Source organism: Patescibacteria group bacterium (assembly GCA_041665365.1).
GTDB lineage: Bacteria > Patescibacteriota > Patescibacteriia > UBA9570 > UBA9570 > UBA9570.
The window spans coordinates 21,564-41,121 of sequence record JBAYIY010000003.1 but is presented as its reverse complement, the minus strand read 5'-3'; the positions used below and the strand labels follow the sequence as shown (position 1 = coordinate 41,121).

Here is a 19,558-nt window from a genome sequence, read left to right as displayed (position 1 = left end):
CCCTTTCGTCAAGTTGCATCGTAGGTTTCATTAGGATAGAATTACGGTTATGAAAAAGAAAATTCTGGTCATTATGGTACTTGCCCTAGTTGCTATTGTTTGTGCTGATGTTTTAATTTATTTTAGTAAAAACAACCCATTTATTAAATCTCCCAGTGCCACAACCAATAATAATAAAGCCTTGGCTTGTGCTACGGCCGTGGTTGATGTAAATAATGGATTTGCCTTTAATCTTTATAATCAATTAAAAAATGATTCTGGTAATGTGTTCTTTTCCCCATATAGTTTGTCTACAGCGTTTGCCATGGTTTATGAAGGCGCTCGAGGTAACACTGCTAAAGAAATGCAAGCGGTCTTTCAATTTCCAACTGATGAAACTGATCGGCGCATTGCCTATCAAGCACTGAATGATCGACTGACCACTACTAACACTGATTATCAATTTAATGTCGCCAATGCTTTATGGGTACAACAAGATTATAAATTGCAGGCTGATTATTTAAATACAGTACACCAATACTTTGGCGGTGAAGCCACCAATTTGGATTTTGCCAATAATCCAGAAGCATCCAGGAATACTATTAACACCTGGGTGGCAGACAAAACCAATGATAAAATTAAAGATCTTTTTCCGAATGGTACAATTTCTGAAATAACCAAATTGGTATTAACCAATGCGGTATATTTTAAAGGTGAGTGGTTAACACAGTTTAACCAAACTGACACCAGCGAAGAGAATTTTAATATCTCCTCTACTGAAACTGTGCGCGTTCCCATGATGCAGCAAACCAACACCGCAACAAAATTTCGCTATGTGGCTGATGTTACCACTCAGGTGCTTGAACTCCCCTATCAAGGTAAACAATTATCGATGTTGGTTTTACTACCCAAAACCAATGATCTCTCAATATTAGAATCATCACTCTCTGTAAAACAACTTGATGCTTGGAAAGCTAGCCTGAATGAACAACTAGTTGATGTCTATCTACCAAAATTCACCCTGGATACAAAATATACTTTGAATGACACCTTAAAGGCCATGGGCATGCCAACGGCTTTTTCTACAAACGCTGATTTTTCTGGTATGGATGGAACTAAAGATTTATTTATCCAATCGGTCATTCATCAAGCGTTTATTGATGTAAATGAAGCCGGCACTGAAGCTGCCGCTGCGACTGGTGTAACTACGTCATTGTCAGCCGCACAAACTGAAATACCGGTGTTTCGCGCTGATCATCCGTTTGTTTTTATTATTCTTGACAACCAAAGCGGAAATATTTTATTCATGGGTAGAATGGTTGATCCATTGAAATAAATGTTTTTGTCCGGTAGAGACATGCTATGGCATGTCTCTACCGGACAACGGTTCGTGTTTTTTACACCTCAACCACCACCGGTAAAATCATGGGACGGCGTTGGGTGCGTTGAAATAAGAATTGCCCGATATCATCACGTAACTTGTTTTTAATGAATTGCGGATTAGTGGCCGCCGCTTCAGGATGTTTTTGCTGGCAAATGCGTTTTACTTTTTCACGGGTTTCATCAATTAAATGTTTGGCATCTTTAATGTTGATAAACCCACGCGTGATAATTTCTGGTGCGCCAATCACTTCGCCGGTTTGAGTTTTAATCGTCACAACAATAATGCACATGCCATCTTCACTCATTAATTGGCGATCACGTAGCACCACTTCTTGCACATCACCGACACCTAACCCATCTACCATCACATAATCACTGGGGATTTTTTCTTTGGTTAATCTACCTTCACCACCAGAAAATTCCATAATCTGACCGTTCGTTGTCACGAAAACATGCTCGTCTGGCCATTTCATTTCGAGGGCTACTGTTTTATTGGCTTCCAACAAACAACGATTACCTTCCACTGGCACAATGTATTTTGGATCTAGTAAGGTATAGAGTAATTTCAAATCTTCGGCTTTGGCGTGACCACCGGCATGCACATCCATCATTTCGTAATGAATCACCTTAGCACCTTCCTTCAGTAAGGTATCCTTTAAACGTTGCACGGTGCGTTCGTTGCCAGGAATGACCGATGAGGAAAAGATCACCATGTCACCTTTTTGGATCCGGAAAAATCTGTGCTCACGGGTGGCAATGCGCATCAGTGCCGCGTTACTCTCCCCTTGGGCGCCGGTACACATAATAGTGAGTTTATCTTCTGGCAATCGCACGGCTTCCTGTGGCGTGATAATAGTTTTTGGATTCACTTTCAGGTAGCCTAGCTCTTTGGCAATTTCAATGTTACTCTTCATGCTGAAACCTTCAATGACAATCTTACGACCATACTTTTCCGAAATCCAAATGACTTGTTGTAACCGGTTTAACAGTGAAGCAAACGTACCAACAATTACGCGCCCTTTAGCTTTGCGGAAAATTTCATCCAAGGTATAACCAATCACCGTTTCGGAAATCTGATGGCCAGCCGATGGAGCATTGGTTGAATCAGATAACAAGGCTAAAACACCTTGTTGACCAAGCACGGCCATTTTAGCAAAATCTGTGATCTCATCCATGATGGGTTGTAAATCAAACTTGAAATCACCAGTATGCACTAAAGTGCCTTCTGGTGTATGCACAATAATACCAACACAATCTGGAATATTATGATTGACCCGGAAAAATTCTAATTTAAATATCCCTAGCTGAATGGGTTGATCTGGATTAATTTCCCGTAAATCAATTTTGCCTTTATCTGGAAAATCATCCTGCCGCTTCATGATAATACCGTTGGTTAGTTTAGTACCGTAAATCGGTGGATGATGCAGGACGGGTGACAGATGTGGTATACCGCCAATATGATCATAATGACCATGGGTAATAACGATCCCTTTAACATCTTGCTCACGACCTTTCAGGTATGACACATTAGGAATAATGTAATCAATGCCCGGTTGATCTTCTTCCGGGAACTGTAAACCACAATCGATTAATATGACATCTTTGCCATATTCAATCATGGTCATATTACGACCAACTTCTTCCGCGCCACCGACAATGGCGACGCGTAATTTATGTTTGCCTACGCCCACTGCCACCGGAGCGACACTGGGTGATTGAACAAATCTTTGCCCACCATTAGCACGACTAACTGTGCGCTGAATAGTGCGAGGTTTCCGCCTAAAGTAATGCGGATGTGACTGCTGTTGCATCATAAAAACATTAATTTTTAATCCGTTTGGTTTTGATATGCCAGTTAAGGATATCCACAAACCGATCGGAGGGTAGTGAAATATATTGTGAAGTGATACCTTTAACACTATTGTTCATAGCGTAGGTATAATAAGGATTGTATAAGAATATGGCCGGAATTTCTTCTGCTAAAATGTTTTGAAAGTTAAAATATTTTAACCGCCGTTGTTCTTCATCACTGGTTTTACGCGCGGTTTCCAATAAATCGTCGATATTTTTTTGATAAAACACGGCCAAAGCTAAACCAGGATGAGACATTTGCGTGGAATGCCAAAAAGCATATGGATCAGGATCACTCCCGATGATCGCACCAAACAAGAGCGCTTCGTAAGCACGTGGTTTGATAATCTGTTCTTGGATATCGGCTGGTTCATAGACATTAACGTTTACTTTCATGCCCATAGCTGCCCAATTATCTTGCAGCACTTTAAGTGTCGCCAAAAATTCCGGTTGATTAACTGTGGCAATACCAAATTCTAATACTTGATCGCCCTTTTTTCTGTATTGCTCACCTTCTGGTATTTTCCAATCATTGTCTTCTAAGATTTGTTTACCTTTTTCTAAATCAAAGCCATATTTTTCAACTTCAGTATTATAGCCTAAATAACCCGGTAAAATTGGTGTATAAATCGGCTCGCCTTCACCACTGAGAGCCTGATCAATAATAGTGGTACGATCAACTCCCCACACCATCGCTTGACGCACCGAGTCAGACGCTAAGACATCAGATTTCTTTTGATTAAAGAAAATCGCTGTGTATTGGGGTAATTGTAAACGGTAATAATTAAGATTATTTACTTTATTTTGTAGTGTAATTTTTTGTTCTGGAGTTATAAAACCGAGGCCATCAACTTCTTTATGCTGTAAGGCTTGCTCGGCTGAATCTAAATCACTATAAAATGAAAAACTCAGCGCGGAGAGATATGGTTTTTGACCATAGTACTGTTTAAACGGTTTTAACTTATATGATTTTAATACACCGCTACCATCTTTGACTAACGAATCAAACATAAATGGTCCAGAACCAATCGGTCTGATGTTGTATTCAGATAGGGTAATATTTTGTGAAGATACTTTGTAAGCATCAAACCAAATATGTTCAGGTAAAATACCAAAAGTTAAACTAGATAAAAATGGTGCAAATGGCTCTTTTAAGGTTAGCTTGATAGTGTTGTCATCAACTTTCTCAGCTTGCACACCTCTTAAACTTGACTCTAATGGGCTCTGATAATTTGGATCCTGAATGGCTTGAATGGTAAACATAACATCGCTGGCGGTGAGCGCTTCACCATCATGCCATTTAGCGTCTTGCCGAATTGTAAAAGTGTAAGTTAGTTGATCGTCAGAAATAGTGTAAGCGGTGACTAAATCAGGTTCGAGTTTCTGCTCTTTAGTTTGCCTAAACATACCGGAAAACATCAAGCGTGATAAATCTTGATCAACATCATTCGTTTGCGCCAAAATCGGATTGATATATTGTGGCTGTCCAACTAACGCTTCCACGTATGAACCGCCATACTCAGGTATAACATGAGTCGTACTTAAATAACGATATACCCCCATAAAAATTAATGCGGCCACAAATACAACTGAACAAAGCAACACTGTGATTTGTTGTTTGAAGGTTAGTAAGTTGTTGATATAGCGCAATTGCGCCATGGTTGGCAGCCGTCGTTTAGGCACACCGAGTACTAATCGTGATTGACGATTTTCAGACATACAAAATTATTTGATAAAAAAACTATTGAATTCTATTGGAGAAGAAAGGCAGCAATGCCTAACCCAAGGAACAAACTAGATAAAACGATCGTGGCATTAAAGATGACTTTTTCAGGACCACGGCGGGTCGTAAACACACTATCACCACCACCAAAACTAGAACCCAGCCCAACGCCTTTTTGCTGCAAAAGCACGGCTGCCACCAGCATAACGACGACGATAACTTGTGCGATTGAGAGAATCAAAGCAAGATTCATAAACAGTGAGGTGATACTAGTTTATTTGGGTATTTGTGTCAATACCTCTTTAAGACTGCTTACTAGCTCCACAGTTGGGCGCTCTTGGCTTAATTTAATTTGTTTAATAATGGAATGATCGTCTGGCCAATTTAGTAATTTAGCCAAATTAGTAGCGGCATGATAACGGGTTAAAAAATCAGCCGAAGAGGCAATCACGTCATATAGTGGCCAAATAAATTTATCAGCTTGCGTGGTTTGTGTTCCAATGACATACCAGAGACTGTAATAACTACCAAAATCATGTTGGTTCAGACACTGCAGTAGTTGATCTGGTGTCATTTGTTGGTAATGCACACGTTCTTCTCGAGCGCCGCCTTCCCACCGATCCTGCCAAGTTATATTTGGGTCGTTATCGTCGTACATATATTTATTTTTTAATAAACTTGATTATGTGTTCCGACATCTAACATTATAACTAAAACATAATTATTTTGCTCTTCAAAGATAATCCTCATGTCACCCATTACAGAAATGGCTCTTTTACCTATTAATTTTCCAGTCAATGCATGATTCCTTAATTGGGTATCAAATGGATTTTGATCAAACCGTTCAATACATTTTTTCACTTTCTGTTTGAGTTGGGGTGTTAGTTTGGTAAACCGTTTCTCAAATTTTTTATGATACTGAATGTACATTATAAGGTATCCAAATATTTTAGAGCTGCCTTAACCGACATTGGTTTCGTCACATTCATCCCTGTCTTCGCTTCAGTTGAAGCGGCAAGAATAGCCTGCTCTTCATTTGGTGTTAAACCATTACTCGTTAACAAACGTAAAGGTAAACTAGTTTGCAAAACGATTTGTTTTAAATAAACCCGAATAGCTGAGGTCATATCTAATCCCAACTCATCTAACACATGCTGAGCGGATTGTTTGGTTTTTGTGTCAATTCTAATTTGAATTGTATCCATGTTGTTCATACACCCACCATATCATACTGTCATGACAGTGTCAATACACTATGTAACTTAGGCTTGGGGAGTGTTTTGTACTCAACCCAAGCCTATTCCTCATCATTATCAAGATAGCGAATGGGAGTTTCTTCTCCCATACACTCTCCCTCACAAATTGAAACGTCGACTCCAAGGTCGACGTGATTGTCCTCGGGCTCACCCGGGAGCCCAGTACAATCTTCGCCGACGACGGGCGGGTACAACGCCCGCTCGATGGTGTCGGCGATCCAGGTGGAACGTGACACACCGGCTGCTGCAGCGGCCTGGTCAACCTTTTCCAACGTCATTGCGGTGACTCTCGCCACCGCGTTGACGTTTCGGGCTTCATTGCCCATAGAAGGCCGACCGCGTCCCCTCTTTTCTTTCATCTTCCCTCCAGATGTCAGATTATTTAATACTATCGGGTGAATTTGTCAATGAAATTAAAGTAATGCTATGCTATCCAGTCTATGCATGAATTGTTAGCTTCATTAAATGATAAACAACGCGCGGCGGTGGAAGCCACGGATGGGCCGGTGTTAATTTTGGCAGGCGCTGGTTCCGGTAAAACTAAAACTTTGATTCACCGCATGGCCTATATTATTGCCAAGAAAAAAGCCGCCCCACAAAATATTTTAGCTGTTACCTTTACCAATAAAGCAGCTAAAGAAATGCGCACGCGTTTACAAAAACTCTTGGGTAGTAAGATTAAATATTATCCCATCATGGGAACGTTTCATTCGGTCTGTGTCCAAATTCTTAGACGTGAAATAGAGTCATTGGGTTACAAAAAGACTTTTGTGATCTATGACACAGCAGATACCGATTCTCTCATAAAAAAAGTGATGAAAGATCAAGGTCTAGATACTAAAGTGATTGCACCAGGTTTAATGAAACACATGATTTCTCAAGCTAAAAATGATTTAATCTCCCCAGCCGATTTTTCCACTCAAGCCGGTAATGTCATGGAACGCACGGCGGCCGGGGTTTATAACACTTACCAAAAGGCCTTACAAGATCATAATGCTTTAGACTTTGATGATCTAATTGGTTTAACTGTGCGGATTTTTACTGACTACCCTGAAGTATTAAAAAAATACCAAGAGGCTTTTCATTATATATTAGTGGATGAATATCAAGATACTAATCAGGCGCAGTATAAATTAGTCCACCTGCTAGCGGAAAAATATCATAACATCTGTGTGGTCGGGGATGATGCACAATCCATCTATAGTTGGAGAGGTGCTAATCTACAAAATATTTTGGATTTTGAAACCGATTATAAAAACCCCACTGTAATATTATTAGAGCAAAATTATCGATCCACCCAACATATTCTAGAAGCCGCCAATGAAATTATTAAATATAATGTCAAACAAAAAGACAAAGCCCTATGGACAGACAATGAGCGCGGCCACAAAATCACCATCAAAGCCGTGAGCGATGAAAAACAAGAAGGTGAATATATCATTCAAGAAATATTCAATCCCACCCAAACAGTCACCGAACAGGATGAGGTACATTATATTGATGAAGATGCCCAACCAACCCCGGGAATATTAGATAAAATCATGTCCAGCCAAACATTTTCTTTACAACGCACGATTCAAAAACAATTACATCAAATTGATTTACGTAAATATGTGTTACTGTATCGCACTAATGCTCAATCCCGTGCCTTAGAAGAAACTTTTTTACGCTATAATATACCGTATCACATTATTGGTGGTATTAAATTTTATGAACGGCGGGAAATTAAAGATTTGGTAGCATATTTAAGATCAGTGGTTAACCCCCAAGATTGGGTGAGTGTGGAACGAATTGTGAATGTACCAGCGCGCAGTTTGGGTGCGAATAGTTGGAAAAAAATTGAAGCCCAGTGCCGCAGTTTAGGTGTCACCTATTTAGACATTACACCTGATTCGTTACCTGAACTACGCACCCAACAACATGAGGCATTTTTGAAATTTCAAAATCTAATGAAAACCATCAACCAAAAAATTTCTACCCTAACGCCATCTGAATCATTAGATCTAATTGTGTCACTAACCCACTTCAAAGATCAATATAATACTAAATTACCGGAAGACTTGAGCCGACTAGAAAATATTGATGAATTAAAATCGGTGACCAAACGGTTTGATAATAAATTAGGAGCCGATGGTATTATAGCCATGTTGGAAGATATCACCTTAGTGTCAGATCAAGACGAGGTTAATGATGACTCTAATGCGGTTAATATGATGACAGTGCATGCAGCCAAAGGTTTAGAATTTGATACGGTGTTTATTTGTGGTATGGAAGAAGGTTTGTTTCCCCATGCCCGCAGTATTTTTCAACCCGCTGAAATGGAAGAAGAACGCCGCTTGTGTTATGTCGCTCTGACTCGTGCTAAGCGCCGTGCCTATTTTATTTATGCTGCCCAGCGCACGGTCTATGGGGCTACTCAAATTACTGCCCCATCGAGATTTTTAAAGGATATACCCAAAGAACTGGTGCAAGAGGAATGAGACCTCTCCCCCTGCCCCTCTCCTTCAGAAGGAGAGGGGGTTTTCTTTCTTACTCCCTCCTCTCCTAACGAAGGAGAGGAGGGTTGGGGAGGAGAGGTCTCCCCCTTGCCTCAAAAAAACATCCGTTGTACAATTCTCATATTGTTCTATGAAAAGAAAAACTACAAAGAAAAAAACCACACCTAAGAAAAAAATTGCACCCACCGCCAAAAAAACCCGGGCTCGTGTTAGTCGTAAAAAAAAGTCGGCCGTCAGCCCATTAGACATCTATCAGGTGTCACCGCATGTGCCGGCCGAGCCACCCGCGTCAGCACCCAAACACCAGACCCATCATAAACATAAAGTTAAAACCTGGTCGATGCGACATAACCTGATTAATATATATAGTATTGTGTTTGTTGGCGCCTTGGCGTTAATTGTTGTGGCCGGCTATGCCCAAGCCACTTTCCTAGAAATGTCTGCCTTAGCCAAGGATAACAGCGGTTTATTTATGCTGAACACAATAGAAAAAAGACAAGTTCTGACATCGGCTGGTGAAATGACCCTGGCCTTACCGATCAGTTGGACGTTAACCGATCAAGCCACCAATTCCGTGCGCTACACACACACTGGCATCGATGCTACTACTATGACTATCACGGTGACAAAAAATGACTTAGCCGATTTTTCCACTTGGCTCGAACAAGCCGCCCCCACTTATGACGGCACCATTGCGGTATCATCCCCTACGGCTGTCGCTGCGCGCAACGGCGCTACGCAACATGCCTATGACGCCAATCATAATCCCATCATAGTGCATTATTTCCCCGTCACAACTGCTCAGTCTGAACAATACGTGGTAACAATTCTTGGTCAGTATGCCCCAACTGGATCAAGTGTGATTTTTGATAAAACAGTTAGTAACCTTTTAAAGGACTTCACTTTAGAGTAGGCTAAACATTATGCCAGATATAACTTTATCCCCCAACGTTAAGTTACAACCAGTTCCACCTGTGACACCAGTTTCGGCTACGCCGGATCGCCGGAGTGCGGTACAAGCTGAACTAGAAAAATTACAACAAGAAGAGAATACTCTTTTGGGTAACATGAAAGATTGGATTTCTAAAATCCAAGGTAGTGAAACCCGCCAACAGGCACTAGAACGTGAATTGTTTGAACTGGATCGTCAAACGGCCGCTGTGCCAGATAACACCGCACAGATCGCTCAGTTAAAAGAGGTTTTACAAAAACAAAATACCCAACTCAAAGAAGTGGTTAGATTACAAAAAATCGATGAGAAAAAAGCTTTTGATAATTATTCCGCCGGTGGGTTAGATCGCCAGGGTCTGTTGGATGAAATGGATCATATTAACCAACGCTATGCCGATCAACTCACTGATCTGCAAAAGAAAGTTCAAGCCACTAAAACAGCTTTAGCCACATTTGAACAACCTGAACCCACTCAACAACCTGTAGAGGCAATTCATGAATTGCCTCTACAAAAACCAGCCTCTGGTTTAATGACAAAATTATCAGCTTTACCCGCCGTTCAACCTTTATTAAATAAGCAACCCACTATCCTCCGGTCTAACACTGGTAATGGTATAGTTATTCGATCTGGTACTGAAGAATTAACTGTCACTGATGCTGAATTACTCATGATCGGCGCGACCGCTGAGGATATTATTTCCCTGCCTGGCGCATAGCCCGGCTGTGCAATAAACGATAATAACTAATCGCAAACCGGTGCGCTTCATCGCGCATTCTTTGTACTAAAAATAAACCCTGACTCCCGGCTGATAATAATACCGGCAAAGGTATACCGGGTAAAAATAATTCTTCCCGTTTTTTGGCTAAAGCTGCTACTGGCACTCCGGCTAATTGCCACAATGGTGCCACCGCACTAAGTTGCCCCTTACCGCCGTCCATAATCGCCAAATCCGGTAATGACCAATCACGTTTTAATCTGCGCTGCACCACTTCCCGTAAACTTTTAAAATCATCCGATTGACCGGTTAACACACTTTTAATTTTAAATCGACGATACTCGGCTTTATCCGGTAAGCCATCAATAAACACAATCATCGAACCAACCATATATCGCCCCTGGTGGTGCGAGATGTCATACACTTCAATGCGGTGCAAAGATTCTGGTAAATGTAAGGCGTGTGATAATTCCTTCAGGCCGATCATTATATCCAAAGATGTAGTTTGCATTCTTTCTAACAAGTATTGGCGCGGTGTTTTGCGTAACATTTTTAATTGTTGCACAGCTCGGATTTGATCGCGTAAATGGGCGGCTCGTTCAAAGTGTTTTTGGCGCGCTGCCTGCTGCATGGCGGTCTGTAAGTCTGGAATTAAGTTAGACAATTTACCCTCTAACAAGGCAATCACCCGATCGATTTGTTGAGTATCCGGGAAAATTTTATGTATTAAAAGTAACAGCGATCGGATATTTTTTGCATACGGATATGGTCCGTAAAAAATTCCTCCACTCGCTAAATCTGGCCGCCGGACGGCCAGGATACGCGGAGTAGTTTCGGCGGTAATATGAATATATAAAAAACTTTTATCGTCTTTGGCTAAAGTATTAAAGCGTGGCTGATAATCTTTAATCAGTTGGTCTTCTAAAACAATCGCGTCCGTCTCTGTCGCTACCGGAATGGTATCAATCACATCAATCTGTGGAATCATTAATAACTTTAAATCAGATAAGTCGGTCTGTGCGCGAAAATATGACCGCACCCGTTGTTGTAAAACTTTGGCTTTGCCGACATACAGAACATTACCAAACCGGTTTTTGAACAAATATACACCCGGTTGTTTGGGTAAAGTCTTTAATTGTTGAGCTATAACAGTGCGCATGCTTGACCATAGTATATCACGGGCGTATACTACTCGCGATTCATATGGATAATTTCATCTCTATCCGGGGAGCGCGGGTACACAATTTAAAAAATATTTCTGTTGATATTCCGCGTAATCAATTGGTGGTGATTACCGGATTATCCGGCTCAGGAAAATCATCTTTGGCGTTTGATACTATTTACGCTGAGGGGCAACGCCGTTATGTGGAAAGCTTATCAGCCTATGCGCGCCAGTTTTTGGGTTTAATGGATAAACCAGACGTTGATCAAATTTCTGGTTTGTCACCGGCCATCTCAATTGATCAAAAAACTACGTCACACAATCCCCGTTCCACCGTTGGCACAGTCACTGAAATCTATGATTATCTGCGCTTACTCTATGCCCGTATCGGTATCCCCCATTGCCCAAATGATGGCACAGTGGTTTGTAAACAAACGGTTAAACAAATTATTGAAGCGGTCACTCATTTACCAATCGATCACAAAGTAATGATCGTAGCTCCGGTGATTCGTGATAAAAAAGGTGAACACCGTAATGTCATAGACACAGCCAAAAAATCTGGTTACAGCCGCTTACGAATTGATGGTCTGATGCTTCCGATTGAAGAAGCTGAAGACATGACTTTAGATAAAAAGAAAAAACACGCTATTGATATTGTGATTGATCGCCTCACCATCACGGCAGACTTGGATAAAGAACGCCTCGCTGAATCTTTGGAAACGGCCTTAGATTTAGGAAACGGCTTAGTGATTATTCACGATACCACAGTTGAACGTGATCAAATATTTTCCGAACGGTTCGCTTGCCCCAACTGTGGTTTTAATATGGAAGAACTGGAACCGCGTAATTTTTCGTTTAATAGCCCCCATGGCGCTTGCCCAGAATGTACCGGTTTAGGCACCAAACTTGAAGTGGATCCTGATTTGATTATTCCAAATAAACGCTTATCTATTTCCGAAGGAGCCATTCGCCCGTGGTCACGCACCTCGGCTAATCAAACCTGGATGATGCGTATTTTAGAAACCGTGGCACAAGCCCAAGGTTTTTCGATTCATGATCCAGTGAAAGATTTATCAGCCGCTGCTCTGCAAACCGTGTTATTTGGTTCTGGAGATAATAGTTATGATATCAATGCCCCTTATGCACCTGGTAAAGTTAAAGGTTTTTATACCTCCTATGAAGGTGTCATTCCGAATTTAGAACGCCGCTACAAAGAAACTGAATCTGATTACATGCGCGGTGAAATCGAACGGTACATGCGCATCTCACTGTGTCCAACCTGTTCTGGCAAAAGATTAAAACCAGCCGTACTCGGAGTTACCATTCATGCTGCTGATATTGCTAGTTTGTGTGCCTTAAGTATTAGCCAATTGCGTACAACTTTTTCCAGTTATGAATTAACGCAACGCGAACAAAAAATTGCTTCCCCCATTGTGAAAGAAGTTAAAGAACGGATAGAGTTTTTACATAATGTCGGTTTAGATTACCTAACTTTAGATCGCGCCGCTGCCACCTTGTCTGGCGGTGAAGCCCAACGCATTCGGTTAGCCACCCAAATTGGTTCAGCCCTCATGGGGGTGATTTATATACTAGATGAACCGTCAATTGGTTTGCACCAACGTGATAACGCTCGTTTGATTGCTACTTTAAAAACCTTGCGTGATTTAGGTAACACCGTAATTGTGGTCGAACATGATGCCGACACCATTGAAGCCGCTGATCATGTGATTGATATTGGCCCAGGCGCCGGTAGCCATGGTGGTGAAGTTGTCGCGGAAGGTACACCGACCGTCATTAAGAAAAATAAACATTCTCTGACTGGTTTGTATTTATCTGGCAAAGAGACAATCTCTCCACCTAAAAAATATCGCTCAGGCAACGGTAAGGCCATTAAAATTTTTGGGGCGCAAGAATTTAATTTAAAAAATATTGATGTGTCTATTCCATTAGGAAAATTAGTGTGTATCACCGGCGTATCTGGTTCAGGTAAATCTACACTCATGATCGATATTCTCGCCAAAGCACTGGCGCAACATTTTTTTAATGCCAAAGATCATCCCGGTAAACATCGTGAAATAACCGGCTTGGAACATCTCGATAAAGTCATTCATATTGATCAATCCCCCATTGGTCGAACCCCACGTTCTAATGCCGCCACCTACACCGGGGTCTTTACTGCCATTCGTGATTTATTCACGCAAGTACCAGAGGCCAAAATGCGCGGTTATAAAGCTGGCCGGTTCTCTTTTAATGTGAAGGGTGGCCGGTGCGAGGCGTGTGAAGGTGATGGTGTCCAATGCATTGCTATGCAATTATTACCAGATGTTTATGTAAAGTGCGATGAATGTCAGGGTAAAAGATACAATTTACAGGCTTTAGAAATTCACTATAAAGGTAAAACGATCGCTGATGTTTTGGAAATGACGGTTGAAGAGGCTGTCCAGTTTTTTACTCATATTCCAGCGATTCATGAAAAATTACATACCTTATTAGATGTCGGTTTGGGTTATATTCAACTCGGACAAAATGCTACAACCCTATCTGGTGGTGAAGCCCAAAGAATTAAGCTGGCCACAGAATTATCACGCCGCGCCACTGGTAAAACTTTATACATTCTAGATGAACCAACCACTGGTTTACACTTTGCCGATGTCAAAAGATTACTTAGTGTGTTACATAAGTTAGTTGATAAAGGTAACAGTGTATTGATTATCGAACATAATTTAGATGTTATAAAATGTTCTGATTGGTTGATAGATTTAGGCCCCGAGGGTGGTGATGGTGGTGGCGAAATTATTGCTGAAGGTACTCCAGAACAAGTGAAACTGGTAAAGAACTCCTACACCGCGCAGTTTTTACGGCGCTTATGACACCACTACAACAATCGATTCTGGCAACACTAGTGTATTTTGATTCATTTGATTTTCCCCTCACCTATCCAGAAATTTATCGCTATTTATGGCGGTCACCTCAAACTTCATTAAGTGAAACGATGACTGTAGCCAAACAACTACCACAATTAATAGAACACGGTGGTTTTGTTATGTTTCAGGGGCGTGAAAATTTAAGTGTTATACGACAACAACGTTACCAAGAATCTGAACGAAAATGGAATAAACGCCGCCGCTTATTAGGTTGGTTAACCATGTTGCCCGGCGTTAGAGCCATGGCTTTAGTAAACACATTAGCCTATCACAATGTACAATGTAATAGTGATGTTGATATCCTGATTGTCACTGCTCCTGATCATATCTGGTCAACCAGATTTTATACAACTTTATTAGCCAAACTACTTAATGTTCGTCCTAAACCAAATCATACCAAAGATGCTATATGTTTAAGTTTTTATGTCACACCAACTGGTTTAACCAAACTAGACCAGTTGAGAAACAACGATGGTGATTTATTAGAGGCCTATTGGTTAGCGCAACTCCTACCCATTTATGACCCACAACATTTGTTTAAAAATCTACAATATGATTGGATCAAACAAGTTTTACCTAATACACCAGCCTATCAAATGTACCCTAATCGCACAGTTGGTTCTAGTCACCTGCCAGATCGCCTGTGGTTATGGGAAAGATTATTAAAAAAACTCCAACTGTGGTTCATGCCTAAACAACTCAAACAACTTAGTGGGCCGATAGAATCGAGCGTTGTGGTACTCTCAGATGATATTCTGAAATTTCATACTTATGATCCAAGACCAGAATTGCAGAAGAGATGGGAACAGACAATGAAAGAACTGATCTCTTAAACGGAATTTACCCCCAACCCCCTTGCAGGGGGCTAAGAAAAAGTGTGAGAAAAAATCTTGTTCCCCCTGCAAGGGGGCTAGGGGGTACATTCCAGTGAGTGGGTAAACTCCGGAATGTTTCTATTCCCTGTACGGTCCCCTTAATTCAACATCAGTTGTAGAAGCTGTCACATACCACCGTGCTGAAATAGTTTTACCATTACCATCAGTACCCATACCAGTAAAAATATAATAAGGTTCGATGGTGTGATTGAGTTCATCATAAACATATTCTAAGGCCACTGTGCTCACAGCCATTTGCGTAAATCGATCTGACCCGTGACTATGATTCCATTGTGGAAAGACTGTAGCATGACGCTGTGCTTCACCTAGCTCCGCTTCATTGGGATAGTGATATTTCTGTAACTCTGTCATCGCTTGACTGAGGGGTTTCAAGGTCACGTCTGAACCGCGCACCGCTGATTGTAAAAGTAAAAATAATGGATCGACCCGTAGATTAGTAATATGTTTACCATGTAATTGCACCGCCACACCGGGCAACCGCAGTGGTAATTGATCATTCGCTGCTGTGCCAAATTTCAATGAGGTTTGTGGAGTAAAATACACTAATAAACGATCTTGCACGGGTTTGGTATCACCATTTTTACAAAAGGCATCGAGTGGTACAGTACGATTTTCACTACTCATTCGTTCAATCTCTAAATCAGCTTCATCGGCTTCAATAAATTTATGAGCTTTTAAAAACTCATAGCCAAATGATTGCGCTTGCGTATCAGCAATTGGTTCAGTTAAATTGGGTAAATCACAAATCGCGACTTGTCGCATTTGATAATCAATTGCACCGTTATTATTAAAGGAGATAAATAACGGCCGAAATTGAGTAGGATCTTCCGGGATATAATATGTACCGTTCACATAAGTAAATTGATTCAATGGGAGCGAAACAAAATGTTTTAAGGCCGCATATTGCAACGTATCTTCAGATAATTTTTCGGGCACCATGTAAGTATAAGCCGTACTAACCTGGATATATTTATCCTCAGCGAAAGCAAAACTAAACTGCGGTGTTAAACCATCAGCATCAGTTGGCTGAGTTTGATCACTAACATATTTGGTACCATATAATTTTTCAGTAACGGTTACTAATGATTCACGCACAACCTCAACTTTTGGTAAGTCACCTGACTTATATAAGAAACTGGGTCGACGATCTGTTACTACACTAGTAAATAGACTGGATACTTGGTTTGTAGTTGGTAAATTATTTTGCGTAAATAATTGTCGAGCCGGCTCACGATATAATAGAGCTACAATCATTGCACCGATTAATCCACCAGTTATTGCTAAAATTAATATATTTCTCGGTCGAGCTAAGCGTTGCCAAACACTGCGTTGAATAAAAGTCATTCGCATGCGCTTTCGTTCTAAGAGCAAACGCATCAAACGGACTTGTTGATTTGGTTTTAACACAGCAAATCGGTTGCGCCGTTTATATATTTTTATCAAATGTTCATGATAAGTCGGCGTTACTTGGCGTAAATAATGATGTACTTGGCCTAGTAAAGTTTGTATTTGACTAACTGGTTGATTTAAAATATAAGCTATTTCTGGAGGTGTAAAATGTCCACCATAAAATAGTTCACATACCAACCAGAGATCAAACGGTAAATGCTGAATGGCATACCACAGTCGAGCGGCATCTGGCCGTAATCTGTGTTTTAAATATTTCGGTATGATTTCGTGAGTGGACGGGACAGGGGTGGATCGCTTGCGTAAAACTTTCACCAAAACCATCATGAGATGTAAATGAAAACTACCCTGTTGTGGTGAAAAAGCATGGATATATTTATAGGCCTCAGCAAACACTTCCCGCGTTAAATCAATAGCTGGATCAACTGAATAGTATGAGGCTGCCACAGCGACTCGAAAAACATCATGGCAATACGCCCCAAATAATTTGGCAAAGGCGGCGTCGTAATCCTGGTTGGCATTAGCAAATATTTGTTTTTCAAACTCCGACATATTGTGTAGTATAGCACATTGACATAACGATTAGTCCACAGTACAATAGTGCCACATTTATCGCGGGGTGGAGCAGTGGAAGCTCGGGTGGCTCATAACCATCAGGTCGCGGGTTCGAATCCCGCCCCCGCAACACTTCGACTCGCTTCGCTCGCTCAGTGTGAACTTTCAATCCTGAGCTTGTCGAAGGGATAGAAGAAAAATATCTCCAATTAGCCAAATGATATTGCCATTTCAGGAGTATACCTTGGTTAGTTGAGGACGAAAAATATCAATATTAATACCATTATTTAACTTATGTACTTTTATGTATACATTATATATTTTGTTATGCGATAACACTGTATTTTATACTGGTATTACGAATAACATAAAAAAACGTCTTCTTGAACACAAAAACCATGATTCTTTTTTTACGAAAAAATTCACCATCATACGAATGGTATATCAAGAACAATATCCTTCTAGAGACATGGCTCATAAACGAGAAATACAAATAAAAGGCTGGTCACGTGCTAAAAAAATGGCCTTAATTCAACAAAATATTGTCCTACTTAAGGAATTGAGTAAAAAAAGCTCGTCCTGAGTTTATCGAAGGACCCCCGCAACACACCATTCCGTTTACATTTTCTTTCTTACTCCTTCCTACAATAGGAAGGTTGGGAAGGTGTATTCTGGTTAGATTGTGTTATGATAAGAAGATGAAACTACCAGTTGTTCTTCAAGTCGCCATATATACCCTAATATTTTTTTTGCCCTTTCAAACACGCCTAATATTAACAATTTCACAAAACCAGTTCGCGATTATCGCTCTGTATGGTTTTGATATATTAATTGTCATAGTTGGTTTGTTGTGGTTATGGTACTGGTATCACCAAACAACCCTACAGCCAAATTTATTAGCCAGTTTGTTGGGATGTGCCATTTTAATAGTGGCGGCGGGCTCAAGCTATTTTGGTCACGATCAAAATCTAGCCTTGTATTATTGGCTACATCTCGCTCTTGGTTTATGGCTCATGGCCATTATCGCTACATCTCCGCTAAAATCTGATTGGTTGCTTGGTACTTTTACTTTAATTGGTTGTATCCAATCTTTTACAAATATTAGTCAATTCATTTTTCAGGAAGTTATTCCGAATAAATGGCTCGGGGTAGCCAGTCAACTACCAGCTACCTCTGGTGTGGCGGTGGTATTAACAGATTCCGGTCGTTGGTTACGGGCTTATGGCCTAATGCCTCACCCTAATATCACCGGCGGTTTAATATTATTATGCTTAATAGCAACGGCTTATCTCTCGAAAAAATACTGGTGGCTAGCTGTACCTGGTGCGGTAATGACATTAGGTTTAATTTTAACTTTTTCTCGAACAGCTTTATTAGTCTGGTGTGTCATGCTGGTAATAATGATTATCGCTAAAAAAATTGATCCTTATTTTCTTATTAGTAGTCTGGGAGTATTAATTATTTGTTTGATTATTTATTGGCCACTAATAAATAGCCGTATAACAGCGACCAATTATGTTGAACAAAATTCTATCACTGAACGACAAGACCAAATACAAGAATTTAGCACCGTATTTAAACAACGTTGGCCACTCGGTATTGGCATTGGTCAATATACCAGTGAAACAGTAACTCCAATTCATAATGTCACACTGATGATTCTGGGCGAACTGGGAGTATTTGGTGCTATTATTTGGTATTGGTTCATTTTATACCCCGTTATCTTACATAAAAACCAGCTCATTTCCAAACCAGCCGCATACTTATTATTAGCGATATTATTACTGGGTATAACTGATCATTATTTCTGGACCATTCCCAGTTTAACCCTCATTTGGTGCGTAATTATTGGCTGGTTTTACCGGCTTGACAGGGAGTAACCCCTTTCGCTACACTACTTTAGCACTCAAATACCGAGAGTGCTAACTAGCTAATTTGTAAAGACATACCATGGTATGTCTCTAACCACTAAAACGTATGAATCTACAACCCGTTGGTGATCGCGTCTTGGTTCGCCCGTTGACTGAGCAGGAAGTCACTGCTTCAGGCATCGTGCTACCCAATACCGTCGATCGTGAAAAAAAAGCTGAAGGTGAAGTTCTGGCCATTGGTGATGGCGAGAATGCCAAAAAACTTACTCTCAAAGTCGGTGATACCATCGTGTTTGGTAAATATTCCGGCGATGATATTGAATTCAATGATGAGGATTTAAAATTCCTCAAGCACGACGAGATTTTAGCAATTGTTAAGAAATAAT

Annotated in this window: 16 protein-coding genes and 1 tRNA gene; 9 read left to right on the top strand and 8 right to left on the bottom strand. The window is 40.7% G+C overall.

What is annotated here, in order from left to right:
• Window positions 1-49 precede the first annotated feature (49 nt).
• On the top strand, window positions 50-1,315 hold the full coding sequence (locus tag WCV88_02105; GenBank protein MFA6474974.1) for a serpin family protein: 1,266 nt from the start codon (window positions 50-52) through the stop codon (window positions 1,313-1,315).
• Window positions 1,316-1,376: 61 nt separating this feature from the next.
• Here the strand turns inward: WCV88_02105 and WCV88_02100 are convergent, their stop codons facing one another.
• From WCV88_02100 to WCV88_02075, 6 genes are all read right to left on the bottom strand, one after another.
• Window positions 1,377-3,176 carry a ribonuclease J gene (locus WCV88_02100; GenBank protein MFA6474973.1) on the bottom strand — a complete coding sequence of 600 codons (1,800 nt, stop codon included), beginning with the start codon at window positions 3,174-3,176 and terminating at the stop codon, window positions 1,377-1,379.
• 7 nt (window positions 3,177-3,183) lie between these two features.
• On the bottom strand, window positions 3,184-4,932 hold the full coding sequence (locus WCV88_02095; GenBank protein ID MFA6474972.1) for an ABC transporter substrate-binding protein: 1,749 nt from the start codon (window positions 4,930-4,932) through the stop codon (window positions 3,184-3,186).
• A gap of 32 nt (window positions 4,933-4,964) precedes the next feature.
• Window positions 4,965-5,189 (bottom strand): preprotein translocase subunit SecG, encoded by a 225-nt coding sequence (gene secG / locus WCV88_02090; GenBank protein ID MFA6474971.1) that lies wholly within the window; start codon window positions 5,187-5,189, stop codon window positions 4,965-4,967.
• Between the two features lie 21 nt (window positions 5,190-5,210).
• Window positions 5,211-5,594, bottom strand: coding sequence for a hypothetical protein (locus WCV88_02085; GenBank protein ID MFA6474970.1), 384 nt, complete (start codon window positions 5,592-5,594; stop codon window positions 5,211-5,213).
• A gap of 271 nt (window positions 5,595-5,865) precedes the next feature.
• Complete coding sequence (locus WCV88_02080) at window positions 5,866-6,141, bottom strand: type II toxin-antitoxin system RelB/DinJ family antitoxin (GenBank protein MFA6474969.1); 276 nt, start codon at window positions 6,139-6,141, stop codon at window positions 5,866-5,868.
• A 92-nt stretch (window positions 6,142-6,233) separates the two neighbouring features.
• Window positions 6,234-6,518, bottom strand: a complete 285-nt coding sequence (locus tag WCV88_02075) for a hypothetical protein (GenBank protein ID MFA6474968.1) — start codon at window positions 6,516-6,518, stop codon at window positions 6,234-6,236.
• Window positions 6,519-6,632: 114 nt separating this feature from the next.
• Here WCV88_02075 and WCV88_02070 point away from each other — a divergent pair, with 114 nt between their 5' ends.
• From WCV88_02070 to WCV88_02060, 3 genes are all read left to right on the top strand, one after another.
• A complete protein-coding gene (locus WCV88_02070) occupies window positions 6,633-8,672 on the top strand; it encodes a UvrD-helicase domain-containing protein (protein MFA6474967.1) in 2,040 nt (679 codons plus the stop codon).
• A gap of 148 nt (window positions 8,673-8,820) precedes the next feature.
• Complete coding sequence (locus WCV88_02065; GenBank protein MFA6474966.1) at window positions 8,821-9,603, top strand: hypothetical protein; 783 nt, start codon at window positions 8,821-8,823, stop codon at window positions 9,601-9,603.
• 10 nt (window positions 9,604-9,613) lie between these two features.
• Complete coding sequence (locus WCV88_02060) at window positions 9,614-10,357, top strand: hypothetical protein (GenBank protein ID MFA6474965.1); 744 nt, start codon at window positions 9,614-9,616, stop codon at window positions 10,355-10,357.
• Here the strand turns inward: WCV88_02060 and WCV88_02055 are convergent.
• The gene (locus tag WCV88_02055; GenBank protein MFA6474964.1) at window positions 10,335-11,516 is read right to left on the bottom strand and encodes a UvrB/UvrC motif-containing protein; all 1,182 of its coding nucleotides are present in this window, start codon (window positions 11,514-11,516) and stop codon (window positions 10,335-10,337) included. The two genes, WCV88_02060 and WCV88_02055, sit on opposite strands and share 23 nt — an antisense overlap.
• A gap of 44 nt (window positions 11,517-11,560) precedes the next feature.
• Here WCV88_02055 and uvrA point away from each other — a divergent pair, with 44 nt between their 5' ends.
• A complete protein-coding gene (uvrA, locus tag WCV88_02050) occupies window positions 11,561-14,389 on the top strand; it encodes an excinuclease ABC subunit UvrA (GenBank protein ID MFA6474963.1) in 2,829 nt (942 codons plus the stop codon).
• Complete coding sequence (locus WCV88_02045; GenBank protein MFA6474962.1) at window positions 14,386-15,276, top strand: hypothetical protein; 891 nt, start codon at window positions 14,386-14,388, stop codon at window positions 15,274-15,276. Before uvrA ends, WCV88_02045 begins: the two co-directional genes overlap by 4 nt.
• A 120-nt stretch (window positions 15,277-15,396) precedes the next feature.
• Here WCV88_02045 and WCV88_02040 read toward each other — a convergent pair whose 3' ends face one another.
• Entirely contained in the window at window positions 15,397-17,298 is a 1,902-nt protein-coding gene (locus tag WCV88_02040; protein ID MFA6474961.1) for a sigma-70 family RNA polymerase sigma factor, read from the bottom strand.
• Window positions 17,299-17,359: 61 nt separating this feature from the next.
• Between WCV88_02040 and WCV88_02035 the strand changes: the two genes are divergently transcribed.
• From WCV88_02035 to WCV88_02025, 3 genes are all read left to right on the top strand, one after another.
• Window positions 17,360-17,431 (top strand) — tRNA-Met (locus WCV88_02035).
• A 568-nt stretch (window positions 17,432-17,999) separates the two neighbouring features.
• Complete coding sequence (locus WCV88_02030) at window positions 18,000-19,181, top strand: O-antigen ligase family protein (GenBank protein MFA6474960.1); 1,182 nt, start codon at window positions 18,000-18,002, stop codon at window positions 19,179-19,181.
• 97 nt (window positions 19,182-19,278) lie between these two features.
• Window positions 19,279-19,557, top strand: a complete 279-nt coding sequence (locus WCV88_02025) for a co-chaperone GroES (protein MFA6474959.1) — start codon at window positions 19,279-19,281, stop codon at window positions 19,555-19,557.
• Window position 19,558 lies beyond the last annotated feature (1 nt).

Excerpts from the sequence above, each read along its gene's own strand:
- secG (MFA6474971.1), bottom strand. The coding sequence starts at position 5,189 with ATGAATCTTGCTTTGATTCTCTCAATCGCACAAGTTATCGTCGTCGTT.
- WCV88_02055 (MFA6474964.1), bottom strand. The coding sequence starts at position 11,516 with ATGCGCACTGTTATAGCTCAACAATTAAAGACTTTACCCAAACAACCG.
- WCV88_02070 (MFA6474967.1), top strand. The coding sequence starts at position 6,633 with ATGCATGAATTGTTAGCTTCATTAAATGATAAACAACGCGCGGCGGTG.
- WCV88_02095 (MFA6474972.1), bottom strand. The coding sequence starts at position 4,932 with ATGTCTGAAAATCGTCAATCACGATTAGTACTCGGTGTGCCTAAACGA.
- WCV88_02060 (MFA6474965.1), top strand. The coding sequence starts at position 9,614 with ATGCCAGATATAACTTTATCCCCCAACGTTAAGTTACAACCAGTTCCA.
- WCV88_02065 (MFA6474966.1), top strand. The coding sequence starts at position 8,821 with ATGAAAAGAAAAACTACAAAGAAAAAAACCACACCTAAGAAAAAAATT.
- WCV88_02080 (MFA6474969.1), bottom strand. The coding sequence starts at position 6,141 with ATGGATACAATTCAAATTAGAATTGACACAAAAACCAAACAATCCGCT.
- WCV88_02085 (MFA6474970.1), bottom strand. The coding sequence starts at position 5,594 with ATGTACGACGATAACGACCCAAATATAACTTGGCAGGATCGGTGGGAA.
- WCV88_02105 (MFA6474974.1), top strand. The coding sequence starts at position 50 with ATGAAAAAGAAAATTCTGGTCATTATGGTACTTGCCCTAGTTGCTATT.
- WCV88_02075 (MFA6474968.1), bottom strand. The coding sequence starts at position 6,518 with ATGGGCAATGAAGCCCGAAACGTCAACGCGGTGGCGAGAGTCACCGCA.
- WCV88_02030 (MFA6474960.1), top strand. The coding sequence starts at position 18,000 with ATGAAACTACCAGTTGTTCTTCAAGTCGCCATATATACCCTAATATTT.
- uvrA (MFA6474963.1), top strand. The coding sequence starts at position 11,561 with ATGGATAATTTCATCTCTATCCGGGGAGCGCGGGTACACAATTTAAAA.
- WCV88_02100 (MFA6474973.1), bottom strand. The coding sequence starts at position 3,176 with ATGATGCAACAGCAGTCACATCCGCATTACTTTAGGCGGAAACCTCGC.
- WCV88_02040 (MFA6474961.1), bottom strand. The coding sequence starts at position 17,298 with ATGTCGGAGTTTGAAAAACAAATATTTGCTAATGCCAACCAGGATTAC.
- WCV88_02025 (MFA6474959.1), top strand. The coding sequence starts at position 19,279 with ATGAATCTACAACCCGTTGGTGATCGCGTCTTGGTTCGCCCGTTGACT.
- WCV88_02045 (MFA6474962.1), top strand. The coding sequence starts at position 14,386 with ATGACACCACTACAACAATCGATTCTGGCAACACTAGTGTATTTTGAT.